General features: G+C 64.5%; 11 protein-coding genes. 3 read left to right on the top strand and 8 right to left on the bottom strand.

Annotation, left to right across the window (positions count from 1 at the left end; all coding sequences use genetic code 11):
* Window positions 1-115 precede the first annotated feature (115 nt).
* Together iaaH and ACVW16_RS13765 are read right to left on the bottom strand one after the other, a co-directional pair.
* Entirely contained in the window at window positions 116-1,636 is a 1,521-nt protein-coding gene (gene iaaH, locus ACVW16_RS13770) for an indoleacetamide hydrolase (RefSeq protein WP_456737224.1), read from the bottom strand.
* A gap of 82 nt (window positions 1,637-1,718) precedes the next feature.
* Window positions 1,719-5,150 carry an indolepyruvate ferredoxin oxidoreductase family protein gene (locus ACVW16_RS13765; RefSeq protein WP_456737225.1) on the bottom strand — a complete coding sequence of 1,144 codons (3,432 nt, stop codon included), beginning with the start codon at window positions 5,148-5,150 and terminating at the stop codon, window positions 1,719-1,721.
* Window positions 5,151-5,304: 154 nt separating this feature from the next.
* Between ACVW16_RS13765 and ACVW16_RS13760 the strand changes: the two genes are divergently transcribed.
* Window positions 5,305-5,760 carry an Lrp/AsnC family transcriptional regulator gene (locus tag ACVW16_RS13760; RefSeq protein WP_456699735.1) on the top strand — a complete coding sequence of 152 codons (456 nt, stop codon included), beginning with the start codon at window positions 5,305-5,307 and terminating at the stop codon, window positions 5,758-5,760.
* A 28-nt stretch (window positions 5,761-5,788) separates the two neighbouring features.
* On the opposite strand, the gene ACVW16_RS13755 is transcribed toward ACVW16_RS13760, so the two are convergent.
* The 3 genes from ACVW16_RS13755 to ACVW16_RS13745 are packed head-to-tail and all read right to left on the bottom strand — an operon-like array spanning window position 5,789 to window position 7,551.
* Complete coding sequence (locus ACVW16_RS13755; protein WP_456737226.1) at window positions 5,789-6,628, bottom strand: MFS transporter; 840 nt, start codon at window positions 6,626-6,628, stop codon at window positions 5,789-5,791.
* Window positions 6,629-6,638: 10 nt separating this feature from the next.
* A complete protein-coding gene (locus ACVW16_RS13750) occupies window positions 6,639-7,154 on the bottom strand; it encodes a hypothetical protein (protein WP_456699733.1) in 516 nt (171 codons plus the stop codon).
* Window positions 7,155-7,209: 55 nt separating this feature from the next.
* Window positions 7,210-7,551 carry a hypothetical protein gene (locus ACVW16_RS13745; RefSeq protein WP_456699732.1) on the bottom strand — a complete coding sequence of 114 codons (342 nt, stop codon included), beginning with the start codon at window positions 7,549-7,551 and terminating at the stop codon, window positions 7,210-7,212.
* 148 nt (window positions 7,552-7,699) lie between these two features.
* Here ACVW16_RS13745 and ACVW16_RS13740 point away from each other — a divergent pair, with 148 nt between their 5' ends.
* Window positions 7,700-8,620 (top strand): LysR substrate-binding domain-containing protein, encoded by a 921-nt coding sequence (locus tag ACVW16_RS13740; RefSeq protein WP_456737227.1) that lies wholly within the window; start codon window positions 7,700-7,702, stop codon window positions 8,618-8,620.
* Here ACVW16_RS13740 and ACVW16_RS13735 read toward each other — a convergent pair.
* Genes ACVW16_RS13735 through ACVW16_RS13725 form a run of 3 tightly spaced genes read right to left on the bottom strand, consistent with a single transcriptional unit; the run spans window position 8,580 to window position 11,860 of the window.
* On the bottom strand, window positions 8,580-9,407 hold the full coding sequence (locus ACVW16_RS13735) for a fumarylacetoacetate hydrolase family protein (RefSeq protein WP_456737228.1): 828 nt from the start codon (window positions 9,405-9,407) through the stop codon (window positions 8,580-8,582). The two genes, ACVW16_RS13740 and ACVW16_RS13735, sit on opposite strands and share 41 nt — an antisense overlap.
* A gap of 14 nt (window positions 9,408-9,421) precedes the next feature.
* Window positions 9,422-10,789 carry an LLM class flavin-dependent oxidoreductase gene (locus tag ACVW16_RS13730; protein ID WP_456737229.1) on the bottom strand — a complete coding sequence of 456 codons (1,368 nt, stop codon included), beginning with the start codon at window positions 10,787-10,789 and terminating at the stop codon, window positions 9,422-9,424.
* Window positions 10,790-10,807: 18 nt separating this feature from the next.
* Window positions 10,808-11,860, bottom strand: coding sequence for an Ldh family oxidoreductase (locus ACVW16_RS13725; protein ID WP_456737230.1), 1,053 nt, complete (start codon window positions 11,858-11,860; stop codon window positions 10,808-10,810).
* 297 nt (window positions 11,861-12,157) lie between these two features.
* Between ACVW16_RS13725 and ACVW16_RS13720 the strand changes: the two genes are divergently transcribed.
* Complete coding sequence (locus tag ACVW16_RS13720; RefSeq protein ID WP_456737231.1) at window positions 12,158-16,273, top strand: bifunctional diguanylate cyclase/phosphodiesterase; 4,116 nt, start codon at window positions 12,158-12,160, stop codon at window positions 16,271-16,273.
* Window positions 16,274-16,284: the final 11 nt, after the last annotated feature.

Below are 16,284 nucleotides of genomic sequence, written 5' to 3'. Positions count from 1 at the left end.
CGGGAAATCCTGAACTCGGTTCCCCTGCTCCGGTTTGCCCGCCAGGCTTGCGCGTCCCTCGTCTGGCCCGCCGTGATGCGACGCTGGTGACGCAGGTCATGCCGCAACGACTAGCCTAACGCGTCGGTGGCGGCAGGCGGCCGAATACCTTCTCCATCGCCATTCCGATCGCGAGCAGGCGGCGATCGCTTGCGGCGGGCCCATCGAGTTCGAGGCCAACCGGCAGCTTGCTGGAAGCGCCTAGCGCGATCGGGATCTGGATGCCGGGCACACCGGCATTGCTGCCCGGATCGGTGTTCTGGATGAAGAGCAGGAAATTAGGCAGGCTGCTGGAATCGGGGTTCGAGTCGATCGCGACTTTCGGCGTGGTTGGGAAAGCGATGGCGTCGAGTTTGTTCTTCGCGAACGTGTCGCGGTAGAGCGCCTGGAGCGCCGGGCGGACCGTTTTGATCGCCGCGTCATAGGCCGGCTTGCCGTCAACGACCGTGTTGTCCGGGCCGGGCAATTTGTGCGGGATCACCAGGCCATCATAGGTGCCTTTCACATCGGGACTCGCAATTTGCTTGGCCAGGGCCTCGATCGTGAGGCCGGTGCCGGTATGCTTGAGATAAGCGACCATGTCCGCGTTGGCCTCGTAGATTGCCACGGGAAAACTCACCTTGCCGTTGAGTTCTGCGAGTTGCGGCATCTCGACATCGACCACGGTGACACCTTGCGACTTGAGCTTGTCGATCGCCCCTTTGAAGGCGGCATCGGTATCGTCGTCGAGATTGGCCTGCATCGCTTTCACGACGCCGACGCGAACCTGCTTCAGATCGGCAGGTGTGATCGTGTTGCCGCCGGCGATGACACGGTCGAGCGCCGCCACGTCCGTCATGGTCGCGGCCATCGGGCCCGCGGTATCGCGGGTATGGGAGATCGGCGCGATGCCCTCCTGCGGATAGCGCCCGACGGTCGGCCGCAGCGATGCGCAACCGTTGAGCGCGCAGGGAATCCTGACCGATCCGCCGGTGTCGGTGCCAAGGCCTGCGGTCGCGATCCGGGCGCCGATCGCGGCTGCGGTTCCGGAGGAGGAGCCGCCCGCGATCTTGCTGTTGTCATAGGCGTTGCGGACGCCGGGCTCGGTGCCGGTTTTGAAGCCCGCATTGTATCCGGAGATGCCGAAGGCCAGTTCGTGCATGTTGGTCTTGCCGATGATGATCGCGCCGGCTGCGCGCAACCTCGCCGCGACGGGCGCGTCCTTGTTCGGCACGAAGCTCTTCAGTGCCGGCGTGCCGGCGCTGGAGGGCAGCCCCGCCACCTCGATATTGTCCTTGATCACGAGGGGCACGCCACCAAGCGGCGGACACGGCCGCTTCCTGCGCCGCGCATCAAAGGCCTCGGCGGCCTTCATGGCGCCCGCCTCATCCAGCGTGATGAAGGCGTTGAGATTGGGATTGGCCCTGGCGCGGTCAAGCGTTGCCGATGTCAGCGCCTTGCTGGTGACCTTGCCTGCGCAGATGTCGGCCGCGGCCTGCGTCATCGTCAGCTGGTCGAGATCGAGCGCCTGTTGCGCAACGGCGGTTGTCGGTAGAGCGGCGGTAGATAGGATGAGGCTGGCGATGGTTGAATTGAGCGAAACGGTTCTGCGTTGCATGAGGTTCCCCCGTCGAAGGTGATCACCCCAGCTTACCTCGGCTGGGGCGCGGTGGATGTCCCTATTTTCGTCGACGCACGTCTCAGGCTGCTCGGGCATCCGATGGCTGCGCCAGCAAGGACTCGACCTCGGCTTTGACCTTCGCGATTGCGGCGTCCTTCACCGGCCCGTAGCCGCGAATGTCCATCGGCGCTGCGGCAATGGCCGCAAGATCCGTCAGAGGCGCGGTCTCGAGCCTGGCGAGTATCACGTCGATCAAGGCCTCGTACCAGGCCATCAGCTCGCGTTCCGCGCGGCGCTCGGCGGAATAGCCGAACGGATCGAATGGCGTCCCGCGCAGGATCTTGAGCCGCGCTAGCACCGCCAGCGGCATCTGGATCCACTGGCCAAAAGCGCGCTTCCGCGGGCGGCCGCGTGCGTCCTGGCCAGCCGGCAGGAACGGCGGCGCGAGATGATACTGGACGCTGAAGCCGTCCTCGAATTCGCGCTTCAGCTCATCGAGGAAGCCGCTCTGCATGTGCAGGCGTGCCACCTCATATTCGTCCTTGTACGCCATCAGCTTGAACAGGGCGCGTGCAACCGCCTCGGTGAGTGCCTCGCTGTTGAGCCCTGCTTCGGCATTCCGAACTTTCGCGACGAGTGCGCGGTAGCGCGCCGCGTAGGCTTCGTTCTGATAGGCCGCGAGAAAGTCGGCGCGGCGGGCGATCATCTGATCGAGCGTCTCGGCCCTTGACGGGTCGTTGGCCTTCGGCAGAAAATCGGGATCAGCGGCGGCGATCCGGCCCCAGGCAAGAGCCTGCTTGTTGCGCTCGACCGCGACTCCATTGAGCTCGACCGCGCGCAGCAGCGCTTGCAGCGAGACCGGCACCAGGCCGCGCTGCCAGGCAAAGCCGAGCATGATGATGTTCGCGTAGACGGCGTCGCCGAGCAGCAGTTCGGCAAGCAGGTTGGCGTTGATGCTGTCGAGATTGTCGTTCCCGATGACCTGGCGGATCGCACGCAGGCGGGCAGGCGAAGCGAGATCGGCGTCGCGGAATCGTACAACGTCTCCGGTCGGCATTTCCGCCGTGTTGATAGCGGCACGGGTGCCGCGGCGATAGGTGCCGGATGCCTTGGGCGAGGAACTGACGACGAGATCGCAGCCGATCAGCGCATCGGCCGCGCCCTGATCGATGCGAACCTGATGCAGCGCTTCGGCGCTGGCGGCCAGCCGGATGTAGCTCAGGACGGGGCCGAATTTCTGCGCAAAGCCGGTAAAGTCGAGCACCGAGACGCCTCGGCGTTCGAGATGCGCGGCCATCCCGATCAGCGCGCCGACCGTGATCACGCCGGTGCCGCCGACGCCGGTGACAAGTAGATCGTAGGGCCGGTCGAGTGTTGTGGGGAGCGGCAGGGGAAGCGTAGCCGCGTGGCCGATCGCGTCGATCTGGCTCGCACTCTTCTTCCGGCGTGTGGCGCCTTCGACGGTGACAAAGCTCGGGCAAAAGCCGTTGAGGCAGGAAAAGTCCTTGTTGCAGGCCGAGAGATTGATCCGGCGCTTGCGGCCGAACGGCGTCTCCTTTGGTTCGACGCTGAGGCAGTTGGACTCGACCGAGCAGTCGCCGCAGCCTTCGCAGACGAGATCGTTGATGTAGGCAAAGCGCTTGGGATCGGCCATCTCGCCGCGCTTGCGGCGGCGTCGCTTTTCGGTGGCGCAGGTCTGCTGATAGATCAGGACCGAGACGCCGGCGACCCCGCGCAGCTCGCGCTGCACGGTGTCCATCTCCTCGCGCGGATGAATGGTGACGCCATCAGGCAGATCCGCTGACAGGAATTGCGTGGGATCGTCCGACACCAGTGCGATGCGCGCGACGCCTTCGGCCCTCACGCTGTGTGCGATCGCATGCACGCTGACGGGGCCGTCGACCGGCTGGCCGCCGGTCATGGCGACGGCGTCGTTGAACAGGATCTTGTAGGTGATGTTGGCCTTGGCCGCGATCGCCTGGCGGATCGCCATCGAGCCGGAGTGATAATAGGTGCCTTCGCCGAGATTCTGGAACACGTGCTTGCGGCCGGTAAATCGCGACGAGGCCGCCCAGTTCACGCCTTCGCCGCCCATCTGGATCAGCGACGAGGTCTCGCGGTCCATCCAGCTCGCCATGAAATGGCAGCCGATGCCGGCCAGCGCCCTCGAGCCCTCGGGCACCTTTGTCGATGTGTTGTGCGGACATCCTGAGCAGAAATACGGCGTGCGCGTCGCGCCTGATACGTTGATCGTGCGGGCGGCCTCGGGCAACAGCGCGGCCGCGCGTGCGGCAAGATTGAGGCCCGGGAACATCGGATCGAGCCGGCGCGCGAGCACGCCAGCCAGCGCACGGGGTGACAGCTCGCCGATCCACGAAATCAACCGCGCACCGGTTTCGTCGTGCTTGCCGACCATGCGCTCCGGCTTTGCGCCGGGATAGTCGTAGAAATATTCCTTGAACTGGCTCTCGATGATGCCGCGCTTCTCCTCGACCACGAGGATCTCGCGCTTGCCCTTCACGAAATCCATGGCGTCGTGCAGCGCCAAGGGCCAGACCAGGCCGACCTTGTAGACGTCGATGCCGATGCGGCGACAGGCGGCTTCGTCGAGCCCCATCAGCCGCAACGCTTCCATCAGATCGAGATGCGCCTTCCCGGTGGTGACGATGCCGTAGGTGGCGTTCGGGACGTCGTAGATGTGGCGATCGATCGGATTGGCCTTGGCGAAGGCGTAGACCGCGTGCTTCTTCGCCTCCAGCCGTTCCTCGATTTGCGGGCCCGGCAGGTCGGGCCAGCGATAGTGCAGGCCGCCCGGCGGCGCCGTGAAGTCGGGCGTGCGGAAGGCGCGCCGCGGGCGCAGCGCGACTGATGCGCCTGACTCCACGATCTCCGAGATCGCCTTGAAGCCGACCCACATGCCGGAGAAGCGGCTCAGCGCGTAGCCGTATTCGCCGAATTCGAGATATTCGCTGACGCTTGCGGGGTGCAGCGTCGGCATGAACCAGCTCATGAAGGCGACGTCGGACTGGTGCGGCATCGAGGAGGAGACGCAGCCATGGTCGTCGCCGGCGACCACCAGCACGCCGCCATGCGGCGAGGAGCCATAGGCATTGCCGTGCTTGAGCGCGTCGCCGGAGCGATCGACGCCGGGGCCCTTGCCGTACCAAAGACCGAACACGCCATCGACCTCACGGTCGGCTTGGGTCTCGACCTGCTGCGAGCCGAGCACAGCAGTCGCGGCGAGGTCCTCGTTCACCGCGGGCAGGAATTCGATGCGGTCCTGCTTCAACCGCTGCTGGATGCGCCAGAGTTCGAGATCGATGCCGCCGAGCGGCGAGCCGCGATAGCCCGAGATGAAGCCGGCCGTGTTGAGGCCGGCAGCGCGGTCGCGCCTGACCTGGTCGAGCGCGATGCGGACAATCGCTTGCGTGCCCGTGAGGAAGACGCGGCCCTCCGCGCGATCGTAGCGGTCGGAGAGTTCGTAGGCGTCGAGTGACGGAATGGCGTCCATGGCAGACCTCGCGCGGCATCCTGCCGAATAGGCGCAGGGTAAGCCCAGGGCGCTGGTAGGTCTTACCTATCTATCCCCGGACAGGGCGTAAAATCGGTGAGGTTTTGCTTGTAAAGCCGAAATCTGGTAGAGTTAACCGATTTGAGGGCTCCCGATGATTGAAGATCAGGACATGCGGATTCTCGCGCATCTCCAGAAGGACGGCCGCGCCACCAACCAGCAGCTCGCCGATGAGGTCGGCATGTCGACCTCGGCCTGCTGGCGCCGGGTGCGCGCGCTCGAGGACAGCGGCGTCATCCGCGGCTATGCGGCACTGGTCGCGCGCGAGCAGGCGGGCTTCGCGATGTCCGCCATCCTCCACGTCTCGCTGGAGCGGCACGATGCCAAATTCGTCGACGAGTTCGTGTCTCGCGTCACCACGCGCCGCGAGGTGCTGGAGTGTTTTGCGACCACGGGCGATGCGGACTATCATTTGCGCGTCGTCGTGCAGGACATGGTCGCCTACAACCGCTTCCTCGACGAGTTCATGTTCCGCATCCCCGGCATCCGCTACGTCCGCAGCAACGTCGTCCTGAAGGAAATCAAGACCGGCGTTGCGCTGCCGTTTTGAGGATGCTTCGTTCGCGCCCAGCCGTCATTCACACCGTCTCGGCGGTGCGGCGACGGAATAGCTGGCGCAGCGACAGGGCGTGCAGCAGGATCGAGCTTGGCACCACGAAAGCGGGCGTCAGCACATTCGGAAAGCTATCGACAGCCATGCTCGGACCCTGCGGCATGATCAGCTGAAACGGGCCAGGCGACATGATCATCCCCAAGGTGATCGCGACGGCGAAATCCGCAAGGCCGAGGACATTCCAAAGGATCGCCGCGCGCCGTCCCTCCGCCGTTCCGCTTGCGACGGCAATCGCCGCGGGTATGGCGAAAAGGCCCGTGAGCACATCGCCTGTTCCTGCCGGCAATGCCCAGAGGCCCGGCAGCGACCCTCCCAGCCAATAGGCAAGCCATTGGCTGCCGAAGATGCGGTAAAGCTGAAGGGCGATGAGCCACGTGGCCGGCATGGCGTCGAGCAGCTGTCCGATCCGTTTCGACATCAGCAGCACGGGAGCGCCCACGATCACCGGCAGCAGCATCGCCGCGGGAAGCAGCGGAAGGGAGGACGCACCTGCGCGGAACGCACCGTCGATGGCGGCTGTCCAGGCTGCGGTGGCCCATAGCGTGAATGGAATCATGATGGACAGCCAACTCGCCTGGCGCTGTTTCGGCGTCAATGACGTGCGTTCGAGGCCGAGCCATAAGCCGAGCGCGAGGAGGCCGTAAGAGATCAGCCGAACCCCCACGGCCGGCACCCCGCTTTCGGGAAGTGCGGGCAACGCGTAGATCAACCAGGTCCACAGGATCGTAAACACGGCGGCGTAGATCAGGCTGAGCCGGGCGGGATGCGGCGCAACCACGCCGGCGGAAATGCTGCTGCTGTTCATCGGCATTCCTTCAGGCGGTTGCGTCACGATCTCGGTGCTGCCGGTCCGGCTTCAGCAGAAGCATGAAGACAAGGACATGGCCGACCAGCAGCAAAGGCACGTAAAGGGCCGGGATATAAATGCCGGCGCCGAACAGGCCGGGGCTCTGAATCTGCGTCGCGCCGACGTAATACGCATTCAGGAGATCGAGCGTGCCCCAGATGTTGAAGATCCAGACCAGGGGAACGGCGATCGACCATCGCCTGGACAGCGCTGCCATTGAGATCAGTGCGAGTGTGGCGGCGACGAGATCTCCCCATCCGACTTCGCGGGCGAAATCCGGGTTCAACTCCGGGGAGACGAACCCGGCCACCATGAAGTTCATCCCCAGGAAGCGGAACGCGTGGAAAGCCGCGAGGAGCCTCAGGGCATCGTGGCGCGGCATCGCACGCACAAACGGCCAAACATAGACAGACGCCACCACCGCGCTTGTCAACAAGGCGCCTGCGACACTGAGAACGAATGGAAGGTTGAAGTCCGGTGGCACGTTCGGATGTCCTTGCGGGGGTTCGTCAGGTCGGATGGGGGAGGCCTGCGGCCGGTCAGGGTTTCGTCATGAGCAGGCGGAGCGGCATGAGCGGGCCGACGGCGATGTATTCGTGGTCGATGAGGTCCTGCTTCGCGAGCGGCAGCGCATCCATGGTGGCGTGAGCCTCGGCGACATCCCTGGCATCGAGCAGGAAGACGGCGCCGCGGCCGTCGGACCGCGAATACCATTCACGGACTTTTCCGGTGAGATAGAGCTGGACGGTCTGCCTGATTTCATCAGGCATCACGGCCATGATTTGCTCCCTCGTGATGCCGGGCTTGGCGGTCAGGATGACCATGACCCCGGTGGTCGTGGGTGACGGCGCTTGTGCTTGGGCGGCGGATGGTTCGGTCATGGCGGTAACACCTGTCAATGTGAGGGCGAGTGTCAGGACGGCGTTGCGGATTGCCTTCATCGGTTTCGCTTCTCCGGTGCGGCTCATTTGCAATCCGGATGTAGAGCGTCTTTCCGTGGGTGACTATTCGCGATAATGTTCACGGGCTATGAAGCAGAACTTCACAGTCAGGCAGGGTGCGCTCGACGGTGTCGAGGCGTTCCTCAGCGTCGCCCAGCATCGCAGTTTCCGGCGGGCGGCCGCCGAACTTGGCGTGACGCCGTCGGCGATCAGTCAGGCGGTGCGGTCGCTCGAGGCGCGTGTCGGGGCTGCGCTCTTCATCCGCACCACCCGCAGCGTCGGCCTGACCGAAGCCGGCGAAAGATTCTTCGAGCGCGCAAGACCGGCCTTTGAGGAACTGGTCGCAGCAAGCGGGGCGGCGCGCGAGCTGGGTCAGAGGCCGGCCGGGTTGCTGCGCCTGACCGTGCCGCGTTCGGTCGTCCCGATTCTGCTGGAGCCGCTGATCGCCTCGTTCTGCGAGGCCTATCCTGAGATCGAGGTGGAGCTGGCTGCCAGCGAGGAGCTGGTCGACCTCGCGGCCGGAGGCTTTGATGCCGGCATCAGGATGGGCCAGTTCATCACCCCTGACATGATTGCAGTGCGCCTGACCAAGCCGCTACCGCTCATCGTCGTCGGCAGTCCTGCTTACCTTGCCCGTTCCGGCCGCCCCGAGCATCCGGACGATTTGCGTCTGCACGCCTGCTTGCGATTGCGCCGATCGAACGGCGCACTCGCATCATGGTCGCTCAGCGACAACGGCCGTTCGGTCGAGATTGCGGTGTCGGGTCCTTTCATCGCCTATGATTTTCCCACGATGCTCGGCGCCGCCATCGAAGGTGTGGGTCTTGCGCAGGTGCCCGCACCATTGGCGACCAGCGCCATCGCGGCAGGCAAGCTCGTCCGCGTGCTGGAGCCATTCTCGCCGATGACGCCGGGTGTATTCCTGTATTATCCGGGCCATCGCCAAATCATGCCGAAGCTGCGCGCCTTCATCGATCATGTGAAGAGCCGATCGGGCGGCGCGAGCTGATCGGCTGTCCCTCTCGCACAAACCGGTTGCGCAACGTCCCGATACCGGTGATCTCGATCTCGACGACATCGCCATGCTTGATGTCAGGCGAGGCGCCGTCCGTCCCCATCCAGATCACATCGCCAGGCCACAGCGTAAAATACTTGGTCAACTCGACCAGGAACGCCACCACGCCAAAGATCATATCGTTGGTGTGGAAGCGGTTGGTCTCCCTGCCATTGACGCGGACGATGGTCTCCATCCCGGCAAGATCGGCCTCGGTCTCGATCCACGGGCCCATCGGCTTGAACGTGTCGGCATTCTTCGAGCGCCACAGGCTGCGGTCGGCCTTCTGCCAGGAGCGCTCGCTGACATCGTTGCCGATGGTGTAGCCGAATATGCAGTCCATCGCGTTCTGCTCGGTGAGGTGCTTCACCTTCCTGCCGATGACGACGGCGAGCTCGCCCTCATAGTGGATCTTCTCCGTCGCAAAGGACGGGATCACGACGTCCTCGTCATGCGCGATCAGCGCGTTCTGGGCGCGGTAGCCGATCTCGGGACGATCAGGCACGGCCGGGACCGTGCCGGCCTTGTCGGCAGCTTCCTTCAGATGCTTCAGATAGTTCAGCCCGACGCAATAGAAGGTGCGCGGGATCAGCGGCAGCTCGATCTTCACGTTCGACAGCGGATGCGTGCGCGACGTCCGCTGCCATTCGCTGAAGGGGTCGCCCTCGATCGCGGTCACCTGGTCGCCCTCGATCAGGCCCCAGGAGGTTTTGCCGGAGGCGGTGAATGTCAGCCAGCGCATGTTGTGTCCTCGTCTTATTCCGCGGCATCGCGCGGCTTTATCTTCCAGGCGCCGGCGGCAGGCCGCCTCAAGCCGAGATTTTCCCGCAGCGTCTTGCCGCGGTAGTCTTTCTGGAACAGGCCGCGCCGCTGCAACTCCGGCACGACATGCTGCACGAAGTCGGCATAGGAGCCGGGCACATAGGTCGCGGCAATCACAAATCCGTCGCAGCCGCGCTCGACGAACATTTCCTCCAGTCTGTCCGCGATCTCCCTGGGACCGCCGACCATGGCATCCTGCACCTGGCCGCGGCCGGAGAAGGTGACGAAATCGCGCGCGCTCGGATTGCTCTTGCCGGAGTTTTTCAGCACGCCGTCGCGGATGCCGAGAATACCCTGCATGCTCTTCAGTTCATCCGTCGTCAGCGGCGCGTCGAGATGCTTGGAGGCGAAGTCGTAATTGAGCGCCTCGGCGAGCAGCGACAGCGCATCGATCTCGAGCGGAAGCTTGTTGATCAGCGCCATCCTGTCTTCGGCTTCCGCCTTGGTCGCCGCGCACACCGGCGTCGTCAGATTGCAGAGGAACATCTCGTCAGGATCGCGACCGACTTTGGCAGCCTCGTTGCGCACGGACGCGTAGCCTTCCTTGGCCGCCGTGAGGTTGCGGGCCGCGGTGAAAATGACTTCGCCCCATCGTCCGGCAAAGCGCTGCCCGCGACCGGATGCGCCGGCCTGGATGATCACGGGGTGGCCCTGATCCGAACGCGGCACGGTGAACGGCCCGCGCGATTTGAAGTTTGCGCCCTTATGGTCGAGCCGCTTCACCTTGCTCGGATCGGCAAAGCGGCCGCTCGTTTTGTCCATGATGAGGGCGCCGTCTTCCCAGGTGTCCCAATGGCCGAGCACCACCTCCATGAACTCGTCGGCCTTGTCGTAGCGGGAATCATGTTCGGGATGGGAGTCGCGCCCCATATTGAGCGCCTCGCCGTCGTTGAGCGAGGTGACGACGTTCCAGCCCGCGCGCCCGCCCGACATCAGATCGAGTGTGGCAAAGCGGCGAGCGACATCGAAGGGCTCGTAGTAGGTGGTCGAGCAGGTCGCCCCGAGCCCGAGCTTGTCGGTGACCATGCCCATCGTGCTCAGCACGATCAGTGGATCCATCTTCACGCAGCGGATACCGTATTCGACGGTGTGGGTGTGGTCATTGCCGTAGCGGTCCGGCATCGCCAGACGATCGTCGAAGAAGGCCATGTGAAACTTGCCGGCCTCGAGAATTTTCGCGATGTCCTGATAATAATCCGCCGACATCGAATCGGAGCGCGAGTCCGGATGCCGCCACGAGCTCGGCAGATTCGTGCAGTTCTGCGCCTGAAGGAAGCCGACCAGGACCATCTGCCGGTTCATGCCGTTCTCCGAATTGTGTCAGGACAGATCAAGCACGGTGTCGAGCCTGTAGTCGCGCGCCAGCGTGCGCAGCTTCTCCCAGGTCGCATCCTCGATTTCGATGCCGTCGCGCCGACGCTGCTGTTCGCGCAGGCCCTCGATCTCGCCGGGATAATAGACGCCCTTGCTGCCTTCCGACGGCGGCGTCGATTTCAGGTAGCGCGCGAACTCCGCGACCTCGCGCCTGAACTCGTTCAGCGGGCGGAATGCGGCGACGTTGAACACCGCCATGAAGCATCCGTCATTGTGCCGTCCCGTCGGCTCGACGCCGAAGCCGAGACCGGTGAGAAGGCCGCAGAGCACCTCGACCATCGCGGCGAGCCCGCTGCCCTTGTAGCCCTCGGTGCCGCCCAGCGGCAGCAGCGCGCCGCCCTTGCGGTATTGGGTGGGATCGGTGGTGGGCCGTCCCCCGGCATCGATGATCCAACCGGTGGGGATCTCCTCGCCGCGGGCGACCGCGAGCTGGATCTTTCCGGCGGCCACGGCCGAGGTCGCCATGTCCAGATAGAACGGCGTTTCGAGGTCGGACGGAACTGCGATCGAGATCGGGTTGGTGCCGAGCCGCGCCGCCCTGCCGCCGAACGGCGCGACGTGCTTCGGTGAGCGGCCCGAGTCGGCTGTCGCGATCCCGATCATGCCCTCGCGCGTCGCCATCAGCGGATAGGCGGCGAGGCGGCCGACATGGCTCTGCCGGAACACGGTGCAGGCGGCAACGTTCGCTGTCCTTGCCTTTTCGATCGTCAGCGCCATGGCCTTGGCGTTGACGTGGAAGCCGAAACCCCAATGGCCGTCGATCACGGTCGTGGTCGGTGATTCCTGGACAATGGTCCAGGCGGCGCCGGGAACGATGTGTCCGGCCTTGATGCGGTCGATATAGGAGGGAATCGCGATCACGCCGTGGGAGTCATGCCCGGCCAGGTTGGCGTTGACGCATCCGATCGCAACGGCGTCCGCTTCGTCCTCGGAGGCGCCGGCAGCACGGAGCAGCGCAGCGCTGACGCGCGTGAGGCGGTCGGCCTTGACCACAGGCATGGCGTTTCCTCGGCTTTTCGCCCGCTTAACGGGGCGGTTTGTTGGACGCCATCGTCTCAAAGCGGAGCTGCGATATCAATCTCCCGTAAACCAATACAGGGCTGCAGATTCGTGAGAGAGCACGCCTTTGCTCGAAGATTCCCTCCGCGCGACGGTATTCCCGCACGTTTTTCAACGGTCATTCGCTGCTCGTTCACTCTGATTGGCGGTTTCATTGCGGCAATAACCACCACTTAGGCGATCCCCGTTGATAAAAAGGGCAGGGACAACAAGGCAGAAATGCCCGGAGTTGAGATCGTGACGACGACACTCGCGCGCACCTTTGCGGCGTTGAGCGCCATCAATGAAGCGATCCTCTACGCGAAATCGCCGGACGAGCTGTACCAGAAGGTCTGCGACGCCGGGTTTTCGAGTGGGGACTTCATGGCCGTTGCCGTGTTCCTGGTGGAGCCGGACGGTCAGCACTTGCGCTTTGCCGCCGGGCGCGGTGGCGACGTGGCGCGCCTGCGCGCGATCAAGATCACCACTGAAGCTGACGCGCCGGAGGGCTCGGGCGTCGGCGGCGAAGCGTTCCGAACCCAGAAGCTCTGCATCAGCAACGACTATTTGAACGATCCCCGCTCGCTGGCGTGGCGTGAGGGCGCGATCAGGGCGAATATCGGCGCCGCGGCGGCGCTGCCGCTTCTGTGCAACGGCAAGAGCGTCGGCGTGCTGTTCGTGACCCGCAGCGAGCCCGGCTCGTTGAGTGAGCAGATGGTGTCGCTGTTCGGGCGCATGTCGGCCAACATTTCCTATGCGCTGGAGAACTTCTCGCGCGAGACGGCGCGGCAGAACAGCGAGCGCGCGACAGGGCGGCTCAATCGCATGTTCGGTGCGCTCAGCGCGACCAACGAAGCCATCCTGCGCGCCAAAACCGAGCAGGAGCTGTATCAGCTCGTGTGCGACGCCTCCGTGCACGGCGGCAAGTCCTTGGCGACCTTCGTGCTGCTGAAGGAGCCGGATTCGCACTGGCTGCAGCCCGTCGCGGGCACCGGCGAGAGCCTTGAGATCGTGGCGCGGACGCGTTACTCCACCGACCCCGAGAATCCCTACGGCCGCGGCATTTCCGGCGAGGTGTTTCGAACCCAGAAGCCCATCGTCGAGCGCGATCTCCCGCTCCGTACCAAGGGAACGCCGTGGGAGAAGCTCAATCTCGTGACGGGCGCCGCCGCCGTGGTCGCGGCGCCACTGGTCAAGCATGGCCGAAGCATCGGCGTCATCCTCGCCTTCCTCAGCCGGTCCTGGGCCAAGGACGAGGAAATCGTCGCGCTGATGTTGCGCATCGCCGAGAACGTCTGCTTTGCGGTCGACAATTTTGACCGTGAGGCCGAGAAGGCGCGAATCGCCGAGGAGGAGGAGCGCCTCGCGCGCATGTATGCGGCGCTGAGCGCGACCAACGAGGCGATCCTGCGCGCGCACTCGCGGGCCGAGCTGTTCGACCTCGTCTGCGAAGCAACTGCGAAGGGCGCCAAATTTACCTCGGCCGCCATCGCGCTGGTCGATCCGCAGGCCGAGTTGCTCCGTGTCAGCGCCTGTTACGGGCCGAATTCGGATTCTGTGCGCAACTTCAAATTCTCGACTTCCGACCACGTGCCCGAAGGGCGCGGGTTGACCGGAACGGCCTTCCGTACACGCCAGCCCTGCATCAGCAACGACGTGCTGTCCGACGACCGGATCAAGCCCTGGGCGGACAATGCCCGCCGCAACGGCATCGGGTCCGCCGCGGCGTTGCCGCTCTTCAACGGCGATCGAATCGAGGGCGTATTCGTGTTCAACTCGCCCGAGCGCGGCACGTTTACGCCTGAATTCGTCGAGCTGCTGCAACGGCTGCAGGCCAACGTCGCTTTCGCGCTCGAGAATTTCGATCGCGCGGACGAGAAGGCCAAAGCCGACAAGCAGCGCAACCGCCTCAGCGGCATGTTCGAGGCGTTGAGTGCCACTAATGAAGCCATCATGCGTGCCAAGACACGCGAGGAGCTGTTTGAGGTGGTGTGCCAGGCGGCCGTGCTGGGCGATGTGTTCGCCTCGACGACGATCGGCATCCTTGACGAGACACGCGAACTCGTTCGCGTCGTCGCGGTCAAGGGGCGCCTTCAGGAGCGAATGTCCGGGCGTACATGTTGCGTGTCCCCAGGGCATCCCGAGGGTGAGGGGATCATCGGCACCTCGCTACGAACCCGCGGGCCAAGCGTCATCAATGATTATCTGAGTGACCCTCGATCGACGCACTGGCACGCGAAGGCGAAGGAGGATGGCACGCGCGCGGCCGCCAGCTTTCCGCTGCTCCGCGACGGCACTGAACCGATCGGAATTCTGCTGTTTCTTGCGCCGGAAGAGAATGCGTTCACCCCTGATCTGGTCGAGCTGCTTGGGCGCCTCGCGGAAAACGTCTCCTTTGCGCTCGACAACTTCAATCGCGCGGAAGAAAAGGCCCGCACTGAGGCGCAGAAGGAGCGTCTGACCCGCATGTTCGCGGCGCTGAGCGCCACCAACGAGGCGATCATGCGCGCGAAGTCTCGCGCCGAGCTGTTCGAGCTCGTGTGTCAGGCCGCCTCCACCGGCGGCAAGTTCACCTCGACGACCATCGCGCTTGCCTGCGCGGACAGCGATCAGCTCGCAACCGTCGCGGCCGCGGGGCCGTCCGCCGAGACCACGCGAAACGTTCGCCTTTCCATCGACGCCGACCGGCCCGAAGGCCGCGGCATGAGCGGCACGGCGTTCCGCACCCGGCAGCCTTGCATCAGCAACGACTATGTCAACGACCACAGGGTGAGCGCCTTCCATTCGGTCCTCCAGGGCGGCGGCGCGCGCTCCGGCGCGGCGTTCCCGTTGATCACGCACGACAAGCCGGTCGGTGTCATGATCTACATGTCGATCGAGCAGGACACATTCACGCCCGAATTCGTCGAACTGTTGCAGCGTCTGGCGGACAACGTCGCCTTTGCGATGGAGAATTTCGACCGCGCCGACGAGAAAAACCGGGCGGACGAGCGCATCGAATACCTTGCCTCGCATGACAGCCTGACCGACCTGCCGAATCGCGAGACCTTCAACGGATTGCTGCGTGAGGCGATCGACGTGGCGCAGCGCCGCGATCACCGTTTCGCGGTGCTGTTCATCGACCTGGACCGCTTCAAGGTCATCAACGATTCGCTCGGCCATGAGGCGGGCGACCTGCTCCTGCTCGAAGTGGCAAAACGGCTGCGCGGCGCGCTGCGGGCCAGCGATGTGGTGGCACGTCTCGGCGGCGACGAGTTCGTCGTAATTCTCGACCAGTGCAGCGAGATCGACGACGTCCAGAATATCGCGACCGGGCTGCTGGCCACGCTCGCCGTGCCCATGGAACTCGCCGGCCACGAGTGTCACACCACGGCCTCGATCGGCATCGCGATGTATCCGGCCAACGGTTCCGACGCGCAGACGCTGACCAAGAATGCCGACATGGCGATGTATCTCGCCAAGGAGGACGGCAAGAACGGCTATCGCTTCTTCTCCAAAGAGGTGACGACGCAGTCGATCGAGCGTCTTTCACTCGAGAGTGCGCTGCGCCGGGCGCTCGAGCGCGAGCAGTTCTCGCTGAACTACCAGCCCAAGGTCGACATGGCGAGCGGTCAGATCACCGGCGTGGAAGCGCTGTTGCGCTGGAACCATCCCGTTTTCGGCAACGTCTCGCCGTCGCAGTTCATTCCGCTTGCGGAAGAGACCGGCCTGATCGTGCCGATCGGCCGCTGGGTGCTGAAAGAAGCCTGCGCGCAGGCGATGGCCTGGCAGCGCCGCGGCCTGTTGCCGCTTTCGATGGCGGTGAACCTGTCACCGCGGCAATTTGCCGATGAGCACCTGTTGCAGGATGTCGACGAGGCTCTGGTAGCCTCCGGCATGTCGCCCGTGCTGCTGCAACTCGAAGTCACCGAGAGCATGATGATGCGCAACGTCGGACGCGCGCTGAAGGTGCTCGACGCCATTCAGAGCCGCGGCATTCGCCTGGCCATCGACGATTTCGGCACCGGCTATTCGTCGATGTCGCTGATGAAGCATTTCCCGATCGACACCATCAAGATCGACCGCTCCTTCGTCCGCGACCTGCCGCACGATTCCGAGGACCAGGCGATCGCGCAGGCGATCATCAGCATGGGCAAGGCGCTGGGCATGACCGTGGTCGCCGAGGGCGTCGAGAACGCCGAGCAGGAGACGTTTCTGCGCACCCATGGCTGCGACGAGATGCAGGGCTTCCTGATCGCCAAGCCGTTACCGGCAAGGCAGATGGCCGAGTTGCTGCGCCCCATGGAGCTGTTGCTTGCGCCGTCGCTCCAGCCTGAGGCGGGCCTCGGTGTGGACGAGACGGTGGCGCTGCCGCTGAAGCGCGCCGTCGTGTGAGGGCTGCGATT

This window comes from Bradyrhizobium sp. USDA 4474, from assembly GCF_054057515.1.
The sequence above is the reverse complement of the archived record's forward strand: the minus strand, read 5'-3'. Positions and strand labels throughout refer to the sequence as shown.

What these genes read in the sequence shown, in the direction of transcription:
- ACVW16_RS13765 (WP_456737225.1), bottom strand. Translation starts at nt 5,150, where the DNA reads ATGGACGCCATTCCGTCACTCGACGCCTACGAACTCTCCGACCGCTAC.
- ACVW16_RS13735 (WP_456737228.1), bottom strand. Translation starts at nt 9,407, where the DNA reads ATGCGCTGGCTGACATTCACCGCCTCCGGCAAAACCTCCTGGGGCCTG.
- ACVW16_RS13725 (WP_456737230.1), bottom strand. Translation starts at nt 11,860, where the DNA reads ATGCCTGTGGTCAAGGCCGACCGCCTCACGCGCGTCAGCGCTGCGCTG.
- ACVW16_RS13740 (WP_456737227.1), top strand. Translation starts at nt 7,700, where the DNA reads ATGAAGCAGAACTTCACAGTCAGGCAGGGTGCGCTCGACGGTGTCGAG.
- ACVW16_RS13760 (WP_456699735.1), top strand. Translation starts at nt 5,305, where the DNA reads ATGATTGAAGATCAGGACATGCGGATTCTCGCGCATCTCCAGAAGGAC.
- ACVW16_RS13755 (WP_456737226.1), bottom strand. Translation starts at nt 6,628, where the DNA reads ATGAACAGCAGCAGCATTTCCGCCGGCGTGGTTGCGCCGCATCCCGCC.
- ACVW16_RS13745 (WP_456699732.1), bottom strand. Translation starts at nt 7,551, where the DNA reads ATGACCGAACCATCCGCCGCCCAAGCACAAGCGCCGTCACCCACGACC.
- iaaH (WP_456737224.1), bottom strand. Translation starts at nt 1,636, where the DNA reads ATGCAACGCAGAACCGTTTCGCTCAATTCAACCATCGCCAGCCTCATC.
- ACVW16_RS13730 (WP_456737229.1), bottom strand. Translation starts at nt 10,789, where the DNA reads ATGAACCGGCAGATGGTCCTGGTCGGCTTCCTTCAGGCGCAGAACTGC.